16 protein-coding genes and 1 other RNA gene are annotated in these 20,400 nt (G+C 42.9%); 1 reads left to right on the forward strand and 16 read right to left on the reverse strand.

The features are described 5' to 3' along the window. Positions 1-69: 69 nt before the first annotated feature. The 5 genes from HYD27_RS22400 to HYD27_RS22420 all read right to left on the reverse strand — a co-directional run bounded on the left by HYD27_RS22400 (position 70) and on the right by HYD27_RS22420 (position 5,587). Entirely contained in the window at positions 70-264 is a 195-nt protein-coding gene (locus tag HYD27_RS22400) for a helix-turn-helix domain-containing protein (protein WP_076113224.1), read from the reverse strand. A gap of 180 nt (positions 265-444) precedes the next feature. Then, positions 445-2,010: a DNA primase family protein gene (locus HYD27_RS22405; RefSeq protein ID WP_219218810.1), complete on the reverse strand. Its 1,566-nt coding sequence runs from the start codon at positions 2,008-2,010 to the stop codon at positions 445-447. Continuing rightward, positions 1,997-2,569, reverse strand: a complete 573-nt coding sequence (locus tag HYD27_RS22410) for a hypothetical protein (protein ID WP_219218812.1) — start codon at positions 2,567-2,569, stop codon at positions 1,997-1,999. The genes HYD27_RS22405 and HYD27_RS22410 overlap by 14 nt, the downstream gene beginning before the upstream one ends. Before the next feature lie 160 nt (positions 2,570-2,729). Continuing rightward, positions 2,730-4,172: a hypothetical protein gene (locus tag HYD27_RS22415; RefSeq protein ID WP_219218814.1), complete on the reverse strand. Its 1,443-nt coding sequence runs from the start codon at positions 4,170-4,172 to the stop codon at positions 2,730-2,732. 140 nt (positions 4,173-4,312) lie between these two features. Continuing rightward, entirely contained in the window at positions 4,313-5,587 is a 1,275-nt protein-coding gene (locus HYD27_RS22420) for a stalk domain-containing protein (RefSeq protein WP_219218817.1), read from the reverse strand. A gap of 279 nt (positions 5,588-5,866) precedes the next feature. Between HYD27_RS22420 and HYD27_RS22425 the strand changes: the two genes are divergently transcribed. Then, complete coding sequence (locus tag HYD27_RS22425) at positions 5,867-6,208, forward strand: helix-turn-helix domain-containing protein (protein WP_219218819.1); 342 nt, start codon at positions 5,867-5,869, stop codon at positions 6,206-6,208. Here HYD27_RS22425 and radC read toward each other — a convergent pair. The 11 genes from radC to tpiA all read right to left on the reverse strand — a co-directional run bounded on the left by radC (position 6,205) and on the right by tpiA (position 20,394). Beyond that, positions 6,205-6,822, reverse strand: a complete 618-nt coding sequence (gene radC / locus HYD27_RS22430; RefSeq protein ID WP_219218822.1) for a RadC family protein — start codon at positions 6,820-6,822, stop codon at positions 6,205-6,207. The two genes, HYD27_RS22425 and radC, sit on opposite strands and share 4 nt — an antisense overlap. 243 nt (positions 6,823-7,065) lie before the next feature. Continuing rightward, positions 7,066-8,226: a helix-turn-helix domain-containing protein gene (locus HYD27_RS22435; RefSeq protein ID WP_219218824.1), complete on the reverse strand. Its 1,161-nt coding sequence runs from the start codon at positions 8,224-8,226 to the stop codon at positions 7,066-7,068. Between the two features lie 28 nt (positions 8,227-8,254). Next, positions 8,255-8,995 carry a DUF5986 family protein gene (locus HYD27_RS22440; protein ID WP_219218826.1) on the reverse strand — a complete coding sequence of 247 codons (741 nt, stop codon included), beginning with the start codon at positions 8,993-8,995 and terminating at the stop codon, positions 8,255-8,257. 397 nt (positions 8,996-9,392) lie between these two features. After that, positions 9,393-11,141 carry a trypsin-like peptidase domain-containing protein gene (locus HYD27_RS22445; protein WP_309242112.1) on the reverse strand — a complete coding sequence of 583 codons (1,749 nt, stop codon included), beginning with the start codon at positions 11,139-11,141 and terminating at the stop codon, positions 9,393-9,395. A 414-nt stretch (positions 11,142-11,555) separates the two neighbouring features. Beyond that, positions 11,556-11,920, reverse strand: a transfer-messenger RNA (tmRNA) gene (gene ssrA / locus HYD27_RS22450). Positions 11,921-12,113: 193 nt separating this feature from the next. Then, positions 12,114-12,593 carry an SsrA-binding protein SmpB gene (gene smpB, locus HYD27_RS22455; protein WP_219218827.1) on the reverse strand — a complete coding sequence of 160 codons (480 nt, stop codon included), beginning with the start codon at positions 12,591-12,593 and terminating at the stop codon, positions 12,114-12,116. A 222-nt stretch (positions 12,594-12,815) separates the two neighbouring features. Continuing rightward, positions 12,816-15,650 (reverse strand): ribonuclease R, encoded by a 2,835-nt coding sequence (rnr, locus tag HYD27_RS22460; protein WP_228745260.1) that lies wholly within the window; start codon positions 15,648-15,650, stop codon positions 12,816-12,818. A gap of 623 nt (positions 15,651-16,273) precedes the next feature. After that, a complete protein-coding gene (gene secG / locus HYD27_RS22465; RefSeq protein WP_219218831.1) occupies positions 16,274-16,507 on the reverse strand; it encodes a preprotein translocase subunit SecG in 234 nt (77 codons plus the stop codon). Between the two features lie 250 nt (positions 16,508-16,757). Next, positions 16,758-18,044 carry a phosphopyruvate hydratase gene (gene eno, locus HYD27_RS22470; protein ID WP_020425583.1) on the reverse strand — a complete coding sequence of 429 codons (1,287 nt, stop codon included), beginning with the start codon at positions 18,042-18,044 and terminating at the stop codon, positions 16,758-16,760. Between the two features lie 47 nt (positions 18,045-18,091). Next, positions 18,092-19,636: a 2,3-bisphosphoglycerate-independent phosphoglycerate mutase gene (gene gpmI, locus HYD27_RS22475; protein ID WP_219218833.1), complete on the reverse strand. Its 1,545-nt coding sequence runs from the start codon at positions 19,634-19,636 to the stop codon at positions 18,092-18,094. 2 nt (positions 19,637-19,638) lie between these two features. Beyond that, positions 19,639-20,394 carry a triose-phosphate isomerase gene (gene tpiA, locus HYD27_RS22480; RefSeq protein WP_219218835.1) on the reverse strand — a complete coding sequence of 252 codons (756 nt, stop codon included), beginning with the start codon at positions 20,392-20,394 and terminating at the stop codon, positions 19,639-19,641. Positions 20,395-20,400 lie beyond the last annotated feature (6 nt).

Genomic DNA, 20,400 nt, shown 5'->3' on the forward strand with positions numbered 1-20,400 from the left:
AAGCTTAAATACTAGAAGGAGCCTTAACTCCTTCTAGCCATTTCGTTCAGAATGCCCTTTACCTCCAATTCATTTAAATTCATTATTGCAATTAATCTCAAGAAACTTGGATAGCGCTTCAGCAGGAATAAGAATTTTTTTACCAATTACTATTTTGGGAAAGTCACTGCGATTCACTAGTTTATATAACGAATTTCTACCTAACGGTATAAATTCTGCTAACTGTGATACTGTATACAAGACTGGCTTTTTAATGGGTTCCATTACTCTTCCTACCTCCAAGTTATAGATATAATATATAAACGATTAAATTTATTTAACTGTAGATCAACTGTAGATGAGGGGTAGCTTACGCAATCTACGCTTATCACTGTGCTTTCTCCTAGTAAATCAGCGTAAATGACAGCCTGTAGATAATGTAGATCAATCTTTCAACTTCTTTACTCATTCCTCAAATAAATGGGTCTTTAAAGTAATACCATGGTAGCCAAAAAGAGGATTGGAGCCACGGTATCTAAACTTGTGTATTTCCACTGGAAACTTAGCTATCTCAGTAAAAAATTCTTCCTTCGTCAAAACCTTCATACAATTCTCATTACAGTAGATTAAGTATTGGCTATAAAGGTCTCGCTTTAGTACTCGCAAGCCAGCTCTCAATTCACAGTTATCTTGAACGAACTCCTGCACATTATTTAAGGAATTAAGATACTGTTTTTTAAACAGGGCTGAATCCGCTGGTTCAGTAAAAACAAATCTGTTTCCCACTAATCTTCTTAAACCATCCATAGCCCATCTCACAATAAAATCACGCTCCTCAGAAAGTTTCTCTATTAATCTTAAATCCCTCTCCTCTTCTGGTACTGTACGATTAAATAATAAAAATACAATTCTATCTGTAAAAGCACTTGTACTATCAAGCTTAGCAATAGAAGGCATCTGATTTCCCGCAAAAACCATCTTCGCTTTATTGTGAAAGTAAAATGGATCTTTCCCCTTTTTTTCAGCAACTAGGGTATCTCCCCCGGTTGCCGCCTTCAGAATATCGAATTGCTTAATGTCCCCGTTATGCAATTCTCCACTAATATTGAGCTTCTTCTGATATAGTTCTGCAATCAGAAATCTTTCGTTTAATCGGTGTAATGGAACAGCGCAAGTATATGAAGGACCAACTAAAATTTTCAGTAGCTCTAGAAGAGTGCTTTTACCTGAATGAGGAACCCCAAGGAAACAAAACCACTTTTTCGCATTAGAATAGTTGGATAAACAGTAGCCAAATACCTCTTGAACTAGCAGTATCTTATCTTCGTCCTCTTCAGTGATATTATAGATCAATTGTAAAAAAGAACTCTTCTCCTCAAGCGGCTGATATTCTGAGTACTCTTGATAGTCAGCCTGTATATATGAACTGAAGAGGTACTTAGGATCGTGGCTATAAGTATGCATATTACGAATATCTAAAACACAGTTTTGAAAATTAATCAGATATTCATACCGATCAAACGCATCTACATCTATCTGAAGCTCGCTGGAACAAACAAGTTTATCAATAATTTCATCAACCTTGTATCGATTTAGTTGTCTTAGTACTTCTTCCTCCCAATTCCTTCTAACAATTACTCTTAGATCAATATTAGATAATTCAGTAAAAAATCCATGTTCAGTGTTATACAACGAAAGCTTTCCTTGACAACTTACTAATACGTACATTTTAAGTATCTTTTTGTACAATTCATACTCTGTACCTTTTGACTCCTTGTCATTCTTACTTCCCTTGATATCTGTACTCACTGAGGGCTTGTTTTCGAATAACGACTCATCAGGTAGTTCTTCAGACCAAGGGGTCTCATCGCCATCAAAGAAGCTTTCAGAAGCCGTTCCGTAATCAAACGGCATCATATTATTTACTTCATAATCCAAATCAATATTATTTTCATTGTTATAATTATCTGATATGCTTCCTCCCAGGAAGCTGATTTCATCAATATATCGCTTCTTTTTATTTTTCGTCATGATCTTCTCCGTGATTTAACTCCTCATTTAACAGCCCTAGAATATTAAAATCTGGCATCATGAGTCCCACAATACTTTGTGCAATTCCCCTTAGCGCATCCATCCCCATAGAATTTTTAGAGATCATATAATTCACTTTAGTCGGTATAGATTCATCAACTATGATAAGTTGAGCGAAATATTCATCTTCAAGAAAGAGTACCACTCTCTCCTTCTTTCCTTTCGATATGTTTTTTTGTGAACACTTTACAAGATCACCATTATCATTGATAAGTAGTTTGATATTATCTTTATTTCTTCGATCAATAAAAACTCTAATAAAACTATCATCATTCTTTGTGGAACTATTCATAATCTTGTCCCCAATCTTGAAGAAGCACGTTGATTCCTGAATATTGGAGTGACATATAATAAATGCCCGATGTCTAATCTTCCTTTTGTCTAAGCAGGCCATAGTCTCCTTCTCATCTGTACTCATCAATTGAATATCTTGGCCTTTCAACATATTTTCGAAAATATCTTGTTCCTCATCTACAAGCATTGAATTTTGGCTGCTCATTTCCCCACTCCTTAAAGGTGTTGTTTGCTACACGCTTATCCTCTCATATGCTTTTTAGTAGGTAGTATCCATTTTTTCTTCTGTACCAGTTCAAACCCTTGAAAATAAAGAAAGTTGTCACTCGTATATGAGTGACAACTTTTTAAGATAATTTTTTTACTCACTGTCTGCTTTCTTCCAAATAATCATAAACAATAAAATCTTGTGATTTGGCTGTATCAGTAAACTTTATATGTGGTAATACATTTTTTTGAACTTGTTCTCTTAAGACTAGCTCCACTTGTACTCTCCAGTTAATATTTTCTTTCAAATTTCGTATGGTTTTTAATTGTTTTAGAGAATCATCCATTTCCAATTCAATACATTTTCTAACTTCATCAGCGACATTTCTAATTTCTTTCGCTTCTTTATACAGATCATAAAAAATTTGATCATAATCATTATTCTCTGTATCCTGAATATAACTTTGTACAATAGAAATATCCTCTTCTGACAAAAAATAATTGGAATAATCCATACGGTAACAATGAGCCTGTTTTAAAAAAGCATAACGTTTTAACTTAATTTTAATTTGTCTTCCTCTTAGCGAATTAGCAAGTGGCACCTCTTTATTATCAATAATCTGTACTAGCTTTTGCTTCAATAACGGCAGCTGCACAAATAGTAACCTGAATAATGGTAAATATCCTAATGCCTCCGTCGAAGTATAATTTGCTGCAGCTCCTTCTTCTATAAAGTTCTCTAATATGTGTAATTTAATTCTAATATCCTCTATTATTACAAAGCTGCTAATTACCTTAAGTATTTCTGTTCTTCTATTTTTATTTTTATTCAAGAACCAATCATCCTTTTTCAGCAAAACAATTGCTTTTAATAAAAAAAACAGATCACTAAATTCCTCCAGTCTAAGTAAATCTTCAGTTGCATCGTAATCATCTGGAAACATCTGAAGCATTCGAAGGTATTTATTGTAATGCTCTAATAGCCCAGCTATAAACCTTTTCATTTTTTTTGGTGAAAGATTGTTATGTGCTTTAGCTAAAGCTTTTTTTGCCTTTAACACCTCGCAAGTCTTATATAGAGGAAAGAAGGAACCAGACTTTAATGAATGTGAATGCCATGCTTCATTAAATTCAATGCCTGATTTTCCAGTGTAATCATCATCATCGTACTTATAAGGCATATTCTCTCCGAACATTGAAGTTGTTAACTCTTTAACATCCAATCTCTTTTTTAGAGAAAATGAACTTAAAATTTTATCTCCAAATGTTTTATAGTAATCACTAGGGTCTGAAAAATGAGTCTCTTCTAGTATTGAACTTAATTTTATTCCATCTATTTCATCTGCCGAATAATCCTCTACACGTATTTTTTCTTCATAATTAAGTTTCATCGACTCCTGCTTGATCTGATGCAATGCATACTTAATCAAAGATTCTTTAACAAATAATTTGTCCCACTCTTCATCTATGCATAGTTCTTCAAATATTGGCCCTAAGTGAACCCCTTGTATTAGCTGATTAAAGTTAGCTATTTCTTTATTGGTAATACTTATACCTTCATTAGCACATAGCATATCTAAAATATCAATTTCTTCACTCATGTATATCACCCATATCTTTTTCTCTTTATTTTATGCTTAGAATCCCCTTATTACAGCCCCTTTTATGACAGATGTCCATCCTAAGCCCAAATACAAATAAAAAAAAGTGGCATCGCCGCCACCCTCATTTGCAACATTATCTATTTTTCTATAGTTAATCTACTAGCATCTATCCAGCTAGAGTCCTTATAGTTTATCCCTGCTAGCATTGCCACATAATCAACATCTTTGTCTTGTACCCATAGATTATCTTTACCATCCCAATACACTAGTATTCTTCCACCGTTCACTTGTTGAACCTCACCATAGAAAAAACCACAAATAACTCTATCGCCTAACTGAATTTTATTTCCATTCTTATCAATAGGATTCGTGCTCTTAACTTGTGATGATTTATTCTCTTCAGCCTTTACTTCACTATTTTCACTGTCAGTTTTAAAGTATCCATCATAGAAAACGGGTATAAACTGAAAATCTCCATTATACAGGGCTATTATTTGATTCTCTTTATCCCATACAAGTTTAACTCCCAGATTATCACTAACAAAACGCAATGGAACCATAGTTCTTCCGGCTATTATTGTTGGAGAAACAGATATACTCTTTTCCTCTCCATCTACGATTGCAGTAGCTTTATTCAACCATAGCTTAACCTCATGATCGTTAAGGGTAATAGTAACTCTTTGGTCTGCTCCGTCCCAGGCAACATTACCGCCTAACTCTTTGATAATATTGGAGATAGGCAGTAAAGTAGCCCCATTCTTAACAACTGGTGTCGAATATGCTACATTATCTATCCTCTTTACATCTTCATTAACATACATCCAGGGGTCATTCACTTTCATAATGATAACCATGTTATTCTCCTGAATATCGGCCTTATAGTCACTAGACTGAATCACCAATTTAAGCTTCTCACTATTAGATGATTCAATACTTACATAGGTGTTGGTACCTAATGCTTGTTCAAAAAATTCTTTAGGAACATAGAGCATCGGGTTCTCAGCATCTTCTATTTTTGTCGTCTGTATTTGTATCTCTTTACTTTGACGAACCGTTCCTGTCTTATCATATACTTCTATCGAAGAATCACGTCCCACAAATTTAAAGATCTGCTCCTTAAAACTTATATAGTAAGATGCATCTATGTAGGAATTATTTGGAGCAGCGGGATTAGGCTCCTGTTCCATTTTCATAGTCTGTTTAGTTTCAGGATCAACTATTTGAAGTATCTCTAAGAGAGGGAAAAACAAACGGCCATAGTAACTATCTTTTAAAACATCATTTTTGAGTTTATAATCCTTTCCATTGTATTTAAGAGTATAGGAATATACTACATCTTCTTGCTCGGCAAACGCACTAGAATACGGTAGACACAATAATAAAATTACAAGAACAGATATTATTTTTTTCATCTCTTCACTCCCCAAAATTTTTATACATACCTAATGTGTTATTTAATCCGCATGCTTCAATTGTAGCTTCATTTATTACTGGGTCCTACTTTTAGTACCATCTTTATTGGATTTCTTCTTTTGATTGACACCCCCATGTGTATTTCGCTGGAAACTCAAAGCAATTATATAAGTACTAACAACCAACGTCAATTACTATAGTAACTTAATTCATTAGTTACTATAACCGTTTGTTGTGTTTTCTCCTAACCTCTATCTTGAGCATAGAGGTGAGTGAAGTTGAGTAGAATTTCTGAGGCTGTTGGTTCTCAAATAAGAGTCTTACGACAAGAACGTGGAATTAGTCAGGAGAAACTTGCTTTGATAGCAGGAGTAAACACATCATATGTTGGACAGATAGAACGCGGCATAAGAAGCCCCACAATAGATATGCTGGATAAAATTGCACAGGCACTTGAGGTTAATGTACTAGAGTTATTCCGCTTAGAAACTGACCGCTCCCCACACAAGAACTCAGATACATTAAACAAACTTATGTTTGAGCTAAGAACCCGTACCGAAGACGAACAGAATTCCGTATATGACATTGTTAAGCGTCTTTTAATCTTTAAAGATACCTAAGCACGAACCATTAAACCTTGTTCCTTTAAACTCACATACTTTCTTCCAGCAATGATTAGATGATCCAATACATCAATACCAATAATTTCACCAGCCTCTATAAGACGATGGGTAATAATTAGGTCTTCATTCGAAGGGGTAGGATCACCGCTGGGGTGAGAATGAGAGCAGATAATTGAGGCACAAGAGCGTTTGATTCCAACCTTGAATACTTCACGCGGATGGACAATAGAAGCGTTAAGAGAGCCTATAGAGATCGTCTCCTTGTGGATCACACGATTCTTAGTATTGAGGTACAGACATATAAAATGTTCTTTGGTGTTATATCGATGCTCCGGCTCAAGTAAATGAAACGCATCCTCAGGTTTGCGAATAGCCGGAAACTCTATATCCGGCACGATAAGTGTCCTTGCCAACTTTAGTATTGCTACAATCTGTTGGGCCTTGTGTGGCCCAATACCACTGATTGAGATTAACTCCTGCTCAGTAACCTCTATAAGGTCTGAGACGGAAGGAAACCGATTCATTAACTCTTCAATTAAATAACTTCCTTGTTTTTCACGCAAAGAATCGGTTAGTAGTGACTTCAGCTCAGTATTTCGTTGTGTTAGCATCAGTAAAACCTCCGTTAGCTTAGTTTAAGTTGCCTGCATCCTCCAAACCTTTCTATGGTTTGCTTATTGCAGAGAAAAATGAAGGCCATACACCTAAATGTGTATGGCCTTCATTAATGACTACCTATCGACTAGGTATCATTATAATAATATATATATATTCCTTTTGAGATTACTCTAATATCGATTAACCTAAAACGAATGATTATTTAATTACTCGTAAGCTTATTAAAAAGTTGAATTTCATTGGTTAGGTCTGTTTTTTATAGACAAAACTACCCCTGGCAAAGATTTCGAATCATTTAATGTACCCTCATCTAACCCTAATAACATTTCCACTTCCGATTTATGCAAGCTAATATTGTTATTTGATAACTGCTGCATTAACATATCTCCTGATAAGACACCATTACTGAGTAAAAGCTCTATTGCTCTTCTAAGTACCGTAGGCTTAGCAACCTGAAGTATATTATCTAATGGCTCTTTAGTTCTCCACCCATTCTTTGAAATTTGCCTCATTAGATACTGATATTGATTATAATTTATGACCTTTAGTTGATATGCTCTTACAATCATTGCAGAAATGGAGACTTTCCATTTCTTTTTTAGTTCAACATAAAACTCTAATTTGTTTGGATAAATTAAGTCTCGAATAAAGGCATCTTTGGGTAGTAAAAAGGCTGCAGCAAATTGATTAGCTTCGTTCTCCAATTGCCGGAACTCTTCACGAGTCAATAATTCTAGATCTAGAAACCAATCATGCAAAATAATATGGCCTAATTCGTGAGCAGCATCAAATTGCCTTCTGGCTGCCGAATTCTTATTACTTCCCAATACAACAAAAATAAAATCATCATTATTAGTCTCTTGTCTTTGGCTAAAAGCATCAATAGTATTACCATCCGTCTGAAATGCACTTACTATAAACCCATTCTTCTCTAACAAATGGACCATATTATTTATTGGTTCCATACCTAAACTCCAATAATTCCTTACTTCTTGAGCTACCTTTTCAATATCGGAAGCTTGTAAAGGCAGTAATGGAATATTCAAATTAGGGAAATCTACATACTGATTTAATACATGATATATTTGAGATAATACTTTTGTTTTTTGCTCTTGGGATAATCTATCTTTCTTATTAGTCGTCAGTAATGCTCTAAAAAATGTCGCTCCTGTTTTTATTTCTTTCTTATCCTCTTCATAAAAATACTCCCTTGGGAATCCAAGGGCGCTAATAAGTTTAAATAAAGTTTCTAAACTTGGTTTTGTCTTTCCATTCTCGTATAAGGATACAGATTGTTTAGTAACACCTATATCATCTGCAAGTTCCGCTATTGTCTTCCCTCTATATATTCGTGCCGCTTTGAGCCTTTCCCCATTAAATTCTCGTGGATCTAACATATTATAACCCTCCCGAGAGAAGTTTATCTTATACCTTCTTCTCTACACTGTCTTGTCTCAGTTGCACTATATTATCGTTTGGAAGAGGGATTATGCCCTTTTTAAGTCCCAATACAATCTCTTCATCTTGATTCGCTTCTGCTTCTGCTTCATGAGAAAACACTGTACTATAATCAGGTGCAATAAAGTCATTCCAATTTTCTTCATGTGCAATTCTCAAATCAGGTGTTGGGATATAAGAGTTTACTGATTTCATTTCTCCCTTTTCAGTTTTGAACGTAACTAATACAAAGCGTTTAAGCTCACCAATTATAGGGAATGCCATTTTTTTCAGCACCGCATTCACTGCTTCTTCCCAGTCACTGTTATCAACCTCAAATAAATTGAGCTGCTCTGACTCCCTAGACACTACATCAGTATTTACGGATGCAAGTGCATCTATGTAATGAACTTTATCCCGCACCTTTCGCTCACGTAGTTGATAAAAACGTTTTTCATTCATCAACGCATAAGCACAGCCAGTAGCTTGGTTGAAAATCAATACAAACTCCCATAAGCTACCTCGCTCAATTCCAATGCATTGGTATTTAGGATTAAGAGTACGAGTCACATTTTTATTAATGAAATCCCATTTCAAAAAATGTTTACTGACAAAGGTTTTAAAGTCATTCTCCAACTTAAAATCATGAATATCCCTTTTATTAGCTTGTACTACGGCATCTATAATAAGTGTTTTATCGCTATCATCCATCGGAATAACATAATGCATATATAATCACCACTTTTCCAATTATTTATACATTAAATTTACCATATTCTTTGATTTTGTCAATCGAATTATCTTTTTTCATTAATAAATAATCATTTATTGTCACAGCTTAACTCATCAGTCTTCCCAACATAACGAAACGACATGAATATCATTTAATTTATAATTTTCTTATCCACAATTAATAGTCAGAATTTAAGTATACATAAATTTTATTAAATAATAAAAGATAGAGCCGGGCATTAAATGCCCGACTCTTCTTACACGCCAATCTCCAAGGAGGAAAGAATATTATATAAAAAGCAATTCCCAATATACCTCAATCCCTTTAAGTGATCAGGCTAATAGTCATTTCAAACAAAGTAAGAAATATCTCCTTTATAAAGGTCAGTAAATCTCAAAAGCTAATGGAAACATGTTCATTTATTATTCCATGTTTTTTTGCTAATTCAATAACTTCTGAAATAGGTACAATCTCATTCGGTGACACACCATTCATCGTTGCTCCCTTAACAGCAAGCCCAATCACTTCATTGTCCGTATTTACTATTGGGCCCCCGCTGTTCCCGCCATAAATTGTAGCAGAAATCTCACGGCGCTTGTATCTTTTGGTTCCATCCTTACTCAGATGCATTCTGACTCCTTGTACAAATCCCTTTTGAATTTTTATGTCTTGGCCTTTTCTGTAGCCAGGGAAGCCTACTAGTTCAATTTGTTGCTCCTCTTTTATAGATTCGTTATACATATATCCTTTTTCATGGATCTCTAAACCTTCAACGCTTAAGATCGCGATGTCTTTTTCAATATCATAACAAAGCACTTTTGCATTTTCTGGAAAACTATACAGTGTAGATTTGTATGCTTCTATATAGTATTTTTTTGAGAAAATAAATTTTTGCTCAAGCCCTTCTATAATACCCTCGATAACGTGAGCATTAGTAACGAGACCTATGGTTCTTAAAATAAAACCTGTTCCCTGGCCATACAACGCCTCATCAAAAATATTCTCATTGTGATTATAATATTTTGCAGTATAATCCGAGTCAATTACATATGTGTTATCCTCATGGAATTCTCTTCTAGATAATTGCAATTTTATCGGCTCATGAGGCGTAACTTTATTAAATCTATTCGCAAGCTTCCAGTAAACCGAATCTTGCTTTCCTTTGACATTTCCAACATGAGAGATCATACCTCTCAAGATTAGAAACATATCAGGATTACTTCCTCTCTTTCTTTGCCGAAAAGGATATTTCATTTCAAAAATCTTGTGGGCTTCATCAAGATTATTGATATTTTTCTCAATACAACTTAAGATTGATCGAATTCTCCTTATATATCTTCTATCAATATTTAGTTTTTCATTAACAGTTATTCCTGTAACGGATTGACTTTGTTTGTGATTTTGAAGCCTTGTTTTTTTATCATTAACTTTAAATCCATTCTTCTCAATAATCTTTATTATATTTTCATTCAAGGTGATAATTCCAGATTCGTTTATTGTAGCAATTTCCTTCGGGAATTGTTCTTTACTTGTTGAAAAAGTAATATCATCAGCATAACGAGTATATTGAGTCCACTTTGCTCCGATGGCAACTCTCTTCAATTCTTTATCTAATGTCTTTGCAATAATATTAGACACCACTGGTGATGTCGGTGCTCCTTGAGGCAAAAATCCATCTGGATGAGAACAAATATTAGCTAGGGTACTAGCTACTTTATCATTGAACTTATAATAGGATATAAACATATGCCGTATTCTACGGAATGAAATACTCTCAAAAAAGTTCTCAAGATCCAGATTCAAAACATATTTTTTACGTAAATGCTCTGAAGCATTAGTGACGATACTACGATTCTCAATAAATCCATGAGACCTATCATGATGGGTAAAGTTTAAGGATAGTATGTAGGAAAGTTTTTTCTGTAGAATTGCTAAATTTGAAAGGGGTGAATAAATAGTTCTCTCATCACCATTTTTCTTACGAAGTTTAAACGTCCTATAATTCACGAGCTTATCTCTAACTAAAATTTTCCAAAGAAACTGGACTGGAATTTCCAATAGATGCGCAATATCATCAAAAGTGTTTAATTTTCTAAATTTCAGTCTTATATCAGTAGGTGAACTCTTCAGTTCAACATTCACATGTCCAGATATAGCAACCTACTCCTTATTTTTTTAAATAGACAAGCAAGATATTATTCTACCGTTCTAAATCTACTACTAGACGCGAAAATCCGATCAGGACAACCTAAACCGGAAAATATGCGCGGAATACCCAATACGTTAAAGTCTTAGGCAGCGATTTCACCGCCAAAAAGTCAATTACCGCTTGCTTGTCTAGACTGATTATACTATGTGATAAACAATAAAAACAACTAAAACACTTTCCTCTTTGATCACAAAAAACCATTACAAATCCAATAGATTTAAAGCTATTTTGTAGACATTTGGTCTATGAGAATGACCAAAATTGACAGCCTAATAATTGCGTGTCTACGTCCTGTCTACAAATTAGCTGATAAACAGCAAAAAACCCGCTATTTAAGCGGGTTTTTTAGATGGAGCCGAGGGGAGTCGAACCCCTGTCCGAAGATAACGGCACATAAGCTTCTACGAGTGTAGTTACAGTTTTGATGTCACCCGAGTATCGCCCCGTAACCGGCTATACGTTGGGTCAGCCTGATTGTCTTCTTCAGCTCACCGCAGGCGGAGATGAGACAGCGTATCCCACTACTTGTTAGCCCCTATCCCTGTCACATGGGCGATGCAGGGTAGAAGCACGCACACAGGTTATTAAGCTGCGAAAGCGTAGTTGTTTTGTTGTTTGCCGTTTAATAGGCTTTAGCGTTGATGAAGCGGACGCGTCCCCACTACTCGCTGCTCATGCTCGAACTACCCCCGTCGAATCCAAGAACGGCCCCTCATTAAAAAGGGCGCTTCGGATCAAGCGGATCTTCCGGCAAGAGAGATCCCATCTACAGCCTCTGTCTAAGAGGACTGCCACGAAGCAAAAATCTTACTTACACAGTATAGCACATTTATCAACACTTTAACACGCGGGTTAAAGGAATTGAAGGATATATCTGGAACGGCAGGAAGCGCCGGGCCACCGGCTTATCTGGCGATTTTTTGTTTCTCTCGCAGCGCACGCGCAATGTCGCGTTGAGCGTCTTTTTTGGCGGCGGTATCGCGTTTGTCGTATTGCTTCTTCCCTTTACCGAGGCCGATAAGCAGCTTCGCATAGCCATTGCGCACATACACCTTGAGCGGCACAATCGAGTAGCCTTCCTGCTTGGATAGACCGAGCAGCTTGCTGATCTGCACCTTATGCATGAGCAGCTTGCGTGTGCGTGTCGGGTCTGTCGGGTTGTTGCGGTTCCCCTGTTCAAAAGGGCTGATGTGCATATTGTGCACATGAATTTCGCCGTTCCGAATAGTGGCAAAAGCATCGCCAATGTTAGCGCGACCATTACGCAGCGACTTGATTTCCGTACCGGTCAGCACCAAGCCAGCCTCATAAGTGTCCTCGATAAAATAATCATGGGAAGCTTTCTTGTTCTGGGCGAGCACTTTCCCGTCTGCTTTTTTACCCATGAAAGTCACTCCTTGCTTCGAATTTCCCGTTTGAACGGAGGCAAACGTCAGATCTATATTGTATCAAAAGCGGTCATGCCAGCGCAAGGAAGGATGATCCTCTGAGGTGAACATCGGCAAAACCGTTCTCATAAAGAAGCTCAGACGGTACTTGCCCTATGCCAACCGAGAAAAAAGCGCTGCTCCCTCACACAGGAAGCAGCGCCACTTATCGCTTTTGGCTTACTCTTGCGTTTTTTTCTTCTTCTTGCGGCGGCCGCTGCGCTTGGCGGATACCTTCTCAGAGGTCTCTACGTTGCCTGGCGTCACGGAAGGGCCGATGAAGACGCCGCCTTTGTTGTTCTTCTTGCGGCGGCCGCTCTTGCCTTCGCCGTCACTGCGGCCTTCGGCTGCTGCGCCGCTGCCGAGATCCTCACGGCTGGTGAACCGCGTGCTGGCGTCTACGCCGCGCAGCTCGCTGCCCTGCTCCGCTCCGCCGCCGGGGCCGCCGTAGCCGCCCTTGCCGGAGCCGAAGCCGAAGCTGATGCCGCGCCCCCCGGCACCGCCTCCGGCCTCTCCGCCGCGGCCACGCCCGCCGCTGCGGTCCCGCTCACGCGGCGCACCAGCCCCGCCGCGGTTCACGGCCGCGAAGGCCCGGCGCGCTGCCTCTGCCGGGCCGCCGCCCCCGCGCTTGCCAGGGCCGCCAGCCGGCGCACCGCCGCCGGCCTCCTCCGCTGCGCGCGGCGCTTCCCCGGCGCGTGCCACCGCGCCGGGCTTGGCCTTGCCCCGGCCCGCTGCTGCGCTGCCGGGCTTGCCTTTACCGCCGGCGCGGGCCTTGCCGCCGGCTCTGCCACCGGGCGGCTTGGCGAAGCCGCCGCTGCCCGCACGGCCGCCCTTGCCGCCGCGGCCGCCAAAGCTGCGGTGCTCGCCCGCCGCACGCGGCTTCATGTCGACCAGCTCGAAATCGATCGTATGGTCGTCCATGTTGACCTTTGCGACGCGGATCTTCACCTCGTCGCCAATGCGGAACACCTTCGAGGTGCGCTCGCCGATGAGCGCCATGTGGGCTTCGTCGAAGTGGTAGTAATCATCGCTCAGCGCGCTGAGGCGGATTAAGCCTTCAACGGTATTTTCCAGCTCGATGAACATCCCGAAGCTGGTGACACTGCTGACCATGGCATCGAATTCCTCGCCTACCTTGTCCTGCATGAACTCAGCCTTCTTCAGCTGCTCCGTGTCGCGTTCCGCTTCTACCGCCACACGCTCGCGTTCCGAGGACTGCTGGGCAATCTCCGGCATCCGGCTGGCAAGATATTCATGACGCTTCTCCGTCAGCGCCCCGCCATTCTCAATGACCTCCCGCATAACGCGGTGAATGACAAGGTCGGGATAACGGCGGATCGGTGAGGTGAAGTGGGAATAGAATTCCGCTGCAAGCCCGAAGTGGCCGGTGCTCTCCGCATCATACTTCGCCTGCTTCATGGAGCGGAGCATCATCGTGCTGATGACGGTCTGTTCCTTCGTCCCTTGAATCTGCTCCAGCAGATCCTGCAGGGCACGCGGATGCACCGAGTTGCCCCGGCCTTTGACATGATAGCCAAAGTTTGCCGCGAAGGCCATGAAATTCTGCAGCTTCTCCGGGTCCGGATCTTCGTGAATCCGGTACAGGAAAGGCACCTTCAGCCAGTGGAAATGCTCCGCCACCGTCTCATTCGCCGCCAGCATGAACTCCTCGATAATCTGCTCGGCCACGGAACGCTCGCGTTTCACGATATCTATGGCCTTGCCGTTCTCATCTACAATAATCTTGCTCTCTTCGAAGTCAAAATCCACCGCCCCGCGCCGCATCCGCGCATCTCGCAGCTTCATCGCCAGCTCTTTCATCAGGCGGAAATCGTCGATCAGCGGAGCGTAGCGCTCCAGCAGCCCGGGATCTTCGTCTTCAACGATTTTGCGGACATCGGAGTAGGTCATTCTCTCTTTGGTGCGGATTACGCTCGTAAACACATCATGCTTCACGACCTTCATTTGCTCGTCGAATTCCATCTCGCAGGACATCGTGAGCCGGTCCACCTTGGGGTTCAAGCTGCATATGCCGTTCGACAGGCGGTGCGGCAGCATCGGAATCACCCGGTCCACCAGATATACGCTGCAGCCGCGGTCATAGGCTTCTTTATCCAGCTCGGACCCTTCACGCACATAGTAGCCAACGTCAGCGATGTGCACCCCCAGCTTATAATGGCCGTTCTCCAGCCGTGACACGTTGACCGCATCATCCAGGTCCTTGGCATCTGCACCGTCAATTGTGACAATGTTCAGCCCGCGCAGATCGCGGCGCCCCTGCTGGATGATCTCTTCCTCCGTAATGGAATCCGGAGCCTGCTCCGCTTCGCTCATCACTTCAGCGGGAAAAGCCTCCGGCAGCTGATGCTTGCGGATCACCGACAAAATGTCCACACCCGGGTCGTCCTTATGTCCAAGAATCTCAATGATTTCGCCTTCAGCCGCTGCCCGGCCTTCCGGGTAATTCACAATGCGGACCACGACCTTCTCGCCGTCGACCGCACCTTTGAAGGACTGCTTCGGAATAAAGATATCCCGGTTAATCCGCTTGTCATCCGGCAGCACAAAACCATACGTCTCCAGACTCTGAAACACGCCGACAGTCTGCAGCACGCCTCTTTTGACGATCCGCACAACCTCGCCTTCCATGCGTCCTCCGGACGGGCTTCTTGAGGTAATGCGCACCAGCACGATATCGCCGTTCATCGCACCCTTCAGATCATTGGCATTGATATAGATATCGGGATGATCGCGGTCATCGGGGATCAGAAAGGCAAATCCTTTGGCATGCGCCTGCACACGTCCACGCACCATATCCATCCGCTCCGGCACGCCGTAGCGGGCATTGCGGGTCAATATCATTCTTCCGTCCTGCTCCAATGCGAGCAGCAGCTCCTCGAAGGCTGTGAACGATTCGCTGTCCTCTATCGCGAAATGGCTCACCAATTCGTCATAAGTGAGCGGCTTATAAGCGGTCTCCCGCATGAAATCCAGTAGTTGTTCCTGTGTTATCAACTTCGTCACCTCGGCCCTCCGCAGCATTTGTTATGCTGCTGGCATATATGTATATCTTGTCCTGCTACTAGCCTGTGTGTATTCCAGTAAATTTTACCTTTATATACTCATACCCTAGTATACACGAAATCAATCCCCGGCATCCCTGTAATGATCAACCGAAGATTAACGCAGCACAAAATTTACTTCTAACAGTAAGAAGAAACAGCTTCGCCGTCCTCTGAAAGAGGCGGTATCCGTTTCTCCAAAAATAGAAGGATAATGGATAGCGTGAAACATATAAATATATTTCAAGCAGAAACGGCTACGCCGTCCTTATAAGGGCCGGGTGTTTCAGCGGGAAACAGAAGGATCATTTAGTATGCCAAGCATATAAATTCTTAGATTTAAAAATAACCCCACAAAGTGAGGCCTGGGCTTCGAAGCTTACCCAGGTACTTTGCGGGGACCCCGGAAACCTATTAAACACCAAGTAGAAACGGTTTCGCCAGCCATTAAGGGACGGTATCCGTTTCAGCGGGAAAGAGAAGGATAATTAAAGCGTGAAACATATAAACTTCTTATCTTTAAAAAAAGCCCCTGCCCCATTCCATTCAGAACAGGCAAAGGCTTGCTGCAAGCAATTAGTCAATTACAATGGCCACCACGATCGACATAATGAAGAATCCGGCTGCCAGTCCAACCGTTACACGCTGCAGTACGAGCTCCATACCGCGTGCTTTTGTTTTACCAAAGAGATGCTCAGCACCGCCGGAGATGGCACCGGAAAGACCTGCGCTTTTTCCTTTTTGCAGAAGAACGACCGCAATCAGACCTACGGAAAAAATCAGGAGCACTACTTTTAAAAAGATATCCATTCACTTCCACCTCCTACGTCCAAGCATCACTATCTATGCTAATTTGGGTTTTACGTTTCATAAACAGCATTTTAATTTTATCATAGCACCAGTACGAATACAACCTTCCAGTCGTATTCCCTTAATAAATAGCGCATTTTCTTCTTCTATGGCCTCCAAGTAACAGAATCACGGCGGTTTCGGCGCTCCTGCAAAAAAAAGAGCCTGCCGATTAAGGCAGACTCTCCAGGAAAGCTTAGCTCAAAAGAATTTATCTTTTGAGGTTGTAGAAGGATTTCAGGCCGTTGTATTGAGCCAATTCACCCAGTTCGTCTTCGATGCGAAGCAATTGGTTGTATTTAGCGATACGGTCTGTACGGGAAGGGGCACCTGTTTTGATCTGGCCGGCATTGGTAGCCACGGCGATATCAGCGATTGTGCTGTCTTCGGATTCACCGGAACGGTGGGAGATAACTGCAGTGTAGCCTGCGCGTTTTGCCATTTCGATGGCGTCGAAGGTTTCAGTCAAAGTACCGATTTGGTTAACTTTGATCAGGATGGAGTTACCGATACCTTCTTCGATCCCTTTGTTCAGGCGCTCAGTGTTGGTTACGAACAGATCGTCGCCAACGAGCTGGATTCTGTTGCCCAATTTTTCGGTAAGCAGCTTCCAGCCTTCCCAGTCATCCTCGGAGCAGCCGTCTTCGATGGTGATGATTGGGTATTTGTCCGCCCAAGAAGTAAGCAGGTCAACGAATTCAGCTGGAGTGAAGGATTTGCCTTCGCCTTCCAGATGGTATTTGCCGTCTTTGAAGAACTCGGTGCTCGCAACGTCCATGCCCAGGAATACGTCAACGCCCGGTTTGTAGCCGGCCTTTTCGATAGCTTCCATGATGGAGGACAACGCATCTTCGTTGGACGTGAAGTTAGGAGCGAAGCCGCCTTCATCGCCGACTGCTGTGTTCAGGCCTTTGCCTTTAAGTACGGATTTCAGGGCATGGAAGATTTCAGCGCCTGTACGCAGAGCTTCTTTGAAGCTAGGTGCGCCAACCGGCAGAACCATGAACTCCTGTACGTCAACGTTGTTGTCGGCATGTGCGCCGCCGTTGACGATGTTCATCATTGGAACTGGAAGCTGCTTAGCGTTGAATCCGCCCAGATATACATACAAAGGCACATCCAGTGCAGCTGCCGCAGCGCGGGCTACAGCCATGGACACAGCCAGGATCGCATTAGCGCCAAGCTTGCCTTTGTTGTGCGTGCCATCCAGAGTAATCATCAGCTTGTCGATGCCCAGTTGGTCAAGAGCGTCCATACCGATAACTTCCGGAGCGATAATTTCATTTACGTTCTCAACAGCTTTCAGAACGCCTTTGCCCAGGTAGCGGTTCTTGTCTTCGTCACGAAGCTCTACAGCTTCATGAGCGCCGGTGGAAGCGCCGGAAGGAACGATAGCGCGGCCTTTTGCGCCGGATTCCAGATAAACATCAACCTCTACCGTTGGGTTACCGCGGGAATCAAGGACTTCGCGTGCATATACATCAGAAATAATAGTCATGTAAGTTAATCTCCTTTTAACATGGGTTATAGTCTTGCGGGTATTGCCTATTTGCGGCTGGCAATCATGGATTGTCCGGTCATTTCCGCAGGCTGCGGAAGTCCCATCAGATCCAGAATGGTCGGTGCCACATCTGCGAGAATACCGGCTTCGCGCAGTACAACATTCTCAGTCGTTACAATGAAAGGAACCGGGTTGGTGGTATGCGCCGTGAACGGACGTCCGTTCTCGTCGAACACCATGTCCGCATTGCCATGGTCGGCAATGATGATCGCAACGCCGCCTTTGGCTACGACTGCATCCACAACCTTGCCCACACACTCATCCGTAACTTCTACAGCCTTAATGGTTGGCTCCAGCATGCCGGAGTGTCCTACCATGTCAGGGTTCGCGAAGTTCAGGATAATGGCATCCTGTCTGTCTGCTTCGATTTCCGCTACGCAGGCCGCCGCCACTTCGTATGCGCTCATCTCAGGCTTAAGATCATAGGTTGCCACTTTTGGGGAGTTGATCAGGATACGGGTTTCACCGGGAAGCTCTTCATCGCGGCCGCCGCTGAAGAAGAAGGTTACGTGCGGGTACTTTTCAGTTTCCGCGATGCGAAGCTGCTTCTTGTTCTGCTGTACAAGCACTTCACCCAGCGTATTGTCCAGGTTCTTCGGCGAATACGCCACGTAGCCTTGCACCGTCTCGCTGAAGGTAGTCAAGCATACGAAATGCAGGTTTTCCGGGAACAGCGGCCCCCGGTCGAAGCCGCGGAAATCCGAGTTCGTGAATACCTGGGACAGCTGAATGGCACGGTCCGGGCGGAAGTTGAGGAATACGACGGAATCGCCGCTCTCTACTGTCGCTGTCGGCTTGCCTTCGCTGTCCACAATGACGCTAGGCTCAACAAACTCATCGTACACAGAATTCTGGTAAGAGCCTGTGATCGCCAGCAGCGCATCGGTATACTGCGGGCCTTCGCCATAAACCATAGCGCGGTAAGCCTTCTCTACACGTTCCCACCGTTTGTCGCGGTCCATCGCGAAATAGCGTCCGGATACCGTAGCAATCTTGCCCACGCCTACTTCCTCAATCTTGGCGATCAGCTCCTGAACGAACTTCTGTCCGCTGTCAGGAGGTACATCGCGGCCATCCATGAAAGCATGGATATACACTTCGTGCATATCTTCCTTCTTGGCGAGATCAAGCATAGCAAACAGGTGGTTGATATGGCTATGTACCCCCCCGTCGGATACCAGCGCATACAGGTGAAGCTTTTTGCCGGTTGACTTTGCATTTCTTACAGCAGCAACCAGCGTTTCGTTCTCAAAGAATTCCCCGTCACGGATCGATTTGTCGATACGGGTCAGGTCCTGATATACGATCCTGCCGGCGCCGATGTTAAGGTGACCCACTTCGGAGTTGCCCATCTGGCCTTCCGGCAGTCCCACAGCTTCGCCGCAGGCGGTAAGCGTGGTGTTCGGATATTGTTTCAGGTAACGGTCATAGTTCGGCTTGTTGGCTTGGGCAACAGCATTGCCTTCAGCCGTATTGCGCAGACCGAAACCATCCATGATGATCAAAGCAACGGGTTTTGGTGCTGACATCCTTACTTCGCCCCCTCAACCAATGAAACGAAGGAAGCAGGCTGCAGGCTGGCACCGCCGACAAGAGCGCCGTCGATGTCGCTTTGACTCATGTACTCCGTTACATTCTCAGGCTTCACGCTGCCGCCGTATTGAATTCGCACAGCTTCGGCGGTCGCTTCATCGTACAGATCTTTTACAAGGCTGCGGATGTAGGCGATCACTTCATTGGCATCCTGGGAAGTAGAGGACTTGCCTGTGCCGATAGCCCAGATAGGCTCATAGGCGATAACAACACTTGCAGCCTGTTCAGCGCTAAGGCCGGCAAATGCGCCTTCGGTTTGAACTTTGCATACGTCCTTGGTCTGGCCGGCTTCGCGCTCTTCAAGTTTTTCGCCTACACAGACAATTGGAGTGATGCCGTGGCGGAATGCCGCATGCATCTTCTTGTTCACGATTTCGTCCGTTTCGCCAAAATATGCACGGCGTTCGGAGTGGCCGATGATCACATAATCTACGCCAAGGTCCTTCAGCATTACGCCGCTGATCTCGCCTGTGTAGGCTCCGTTATCTTCAAAGTGCAGGTTCTGTGCGCCAATCTTGATGCTGGTGCCTTTTGCCGCTGCAACCAGTGCAGGCAGGTTGGTGAACGGTGCGCAGATTACTGTTTCTACGCCTTCCACTTCAGCCTGGCCTTTGACTTCAGCGATAAAGCCTTCCGCTTCGGGAACCGTCTTGAACATCTTCCAGTTCCCCGCGATAATAGGTGTTCTGCTCATAGTAAT

The organism is Paenibacillus sp. S150 (assembly GCF_019352175.1).
In the GTDB taxonomy this organism is placed as follows: domain Bacteria; phylum Bacillota; class Bacilli; order Paenibacillales; family Paenibacillaceae; genus Paenibacillus_AQ.